This is a genomic window from Methylocapsa palsarum (assembly GCF_900114285.1).
Lineage (GTDB): Bacteria > Pseudomonadota > Alphaproteobacteria > Rhizobiales > Beijerinckiaceae > Methylocapsa > Methylocapsa palsarum.
Genome location: NZ_FOSN01000062.1, coordinates 1 through 1,955 on the forward strand (window position 1 = coordinate 1; position 1,955 = coordinate 1,955).

3 protein-coding genes and 1 pseudogene are annotated in these 1,955 nt (G+C 60.7%); 2 read left to right on the top strand and 2 right to left on the bottom strand.

Going from position 1 to position 1,955, the window contains the following annotated elements:
- Positions 1-224: integrase core domain-containing protein (locus tag BM177_RS19245; RefSeq protein ID WP_139223763.1), on the top strand; the 224-nt coding region annotated here is incomplete at its 5' end.
- A 10-nt stretch (positions 225-234) separates the two neighbouring features.
- Complete coding sequence (locus BM177_RS20310) at positions 235-396, top strand: hypothetical protein (RefSeq protein WP_175492717.1); 162 nt, start codon at positions 235-237, stop codon at positions 394-396.
- 264 nt (positions 397-660) lie between these two features.
- On the opposite strand, the gene BM177_RS19250 is transcribed toward BM177_RS20310, so the two are convergent.
- Both BM177_RS19250 and tnpC read right to left on the bottom strand, forming a co-directional pair.
- On the bottom strand, positions 661-894 hold the full coding sequence (locus BM177_RS19250; RefSeq protein WP_091686908.1) for a hypothetical protein: 234 nt from the start codon (positions 892-894) through the stop codon (positions 661-663).
- A 2-nt stretch (positions 895-896) separates the two neighbouring features.
- A pseudogene (tnpC, locus tag BM177_RS19255) lies at positions 897-1,955 on the bottom strand (IS66 family transposase); the annotation flags it as partial.

The following is a 1,955-nucleotide window of genomic DNA, read 5'->3' on the forward strand; positions in this document are numbered from 1 at the left end:
GCTATGACAATGCTCTCGCAGAGACCATCAATGGGCTTTTCAAGGCCGAGGTCATCCATCGACGTGGGCCTTGGCGTTCATTCGAAGCCGTCGAGATTGCGACGCTGGAATGGGTCGACTGGTTCAACTACCGGCGGCTTCTGGAGCCTATCGGAAACATCCCGCCCGCTGAGGCCGAGGTGCGCTACTATGCCATGCTGGACGAGCTAGCAATGGCCGCATAACTTAAACCAAATGGCCTCCGGCAAACCCGGCGCGGTTCACTACCGTGACGAACTAAGCAACTTGCAGTATTTCTTTGTGAAGCTGCCTATCGAGTATCTCTTTCACGATGACCGCATCAATCCTCGCGCCATTGGCGGCAGTTTAAATGGCCTTATCGATGAGTTTTCCTGAATCCAAACCTCGACATTTTGCTGACAGCGAATACGAATGCTGGCACGGTTTTACGGCAAATTGCATTCGACAAGTCTGAGCAGCGCCACCTCGGCAGCGCCCTATTTCTTGACCGTCTTGAGAGATACCGAAAAGACCGTGGCCTATCGCCCGACGCGGAAAACTTTTCTGCACGCGACTTGGTAAACCACTTCAAAGGTGAATGGCGAGAAATGAGGGTAAGCATCCGCCGTGGACCGCAGGTCCCGTTGGACAGCCGACGGGTCAGCGCTTGTCGGGCGACTTCAGCTCCTTGTTGATTTTGACCAAGTCGATGAGGTTTACGATTCCGAAGTCGGTGAAGGTCATGACGCAATCGTCGCCGAGACCATAGGCCCAGATCACGCCGTCCTCTGTGTCCATTTCATTGGCGACCTCATAGACCCAGTCGACGCGTTCGCCGAGATGCTCGGCGACGCGGTCAATGGTCGTGACATGAGATACTTTGTTGACATGCATTCTCAGGCCGCCAGCGCCGGCGCGCCCTGAGCCTTTGGCCGCCAGTTCCACGGCAGCAACTCGTCGAGCCGATGAGCCGGATGCGCGGCGATGCGCGAGAGAGCGTCGCCCAGCCACGCCTGCGGATCGACGCGGTTCATCTTGGCGGTGACGATGAGGCTGTACATGGCGGCGGCGCGCTCGCCTCCGCGGTCGGAGCCGCAGAACAGCCAGGATTTTCGCCCCAAGGCAATGCCACGCAGCCCGCGCTCGGCCGCATTGTTCGAGAGACAAACGCGTCCGTCGTCGAGGAACAGCGTGAACGCCGGCCAACGCTTGAGCATGTATTGGATCGTCTTGGCGAGGTCATGTCCGCGAGAGAGCCTGGCCGCCTGCTCGCGCATATAGACTTGGAGATCATCGACCAATGGTCGGCTCAGCTCTCGTCGAACCGACAGGCGCTCCTGTGGGCTCTTGCCGTTGATCGAACGCTCGATCGCAAACAGCGCGTCGATGCGGCGCACGATCTCGATGGCGATCGGCGAGAGCGGAATCTCTTTCTTCCCCGCCGCTCTGCGACGCGCGTTTTCGTCGAGGTCCGCCATGGCGAAGAAGGGACGCCGCGCATGCACCCAGCACGCCGCTTCCCGGATCGGGGCTGGCTTCCGGTCGGCGAGATAGAGCTAGTTGTAGCCGTCATAGGCGTCGGCCTGCAGGATGCCGGCGTATCCAGCCAAATGGGTCTGCGGATGTTCGCCCCGGCGATCGCGCGAGTAATAGAAGATTGCGGCGGGTGGTCCGGCGCCGCCGAACGGCGCGTCGTCGCGGACATAGACCCAGCAGCGTCCGATGTCGGTCTTGCCTTTCGCCAGCACGGGCACGGTGGTGTCGTCGCCATGCAGGCGCTCGGCCGCCATGACATGCGCCTCGACAAGGCGCCGCAACGGATCGAGCGCCGAACAGACAGAGCCGATCGCATCGGCCATGGTCGACAGCGCGATCGGCGCGCCTTCGAGCGCATAGCGCTCGGCCTGACGGTTCAGAGGCTGATGCTGGCCGAACTTCTCGAAGGCGATCATCGC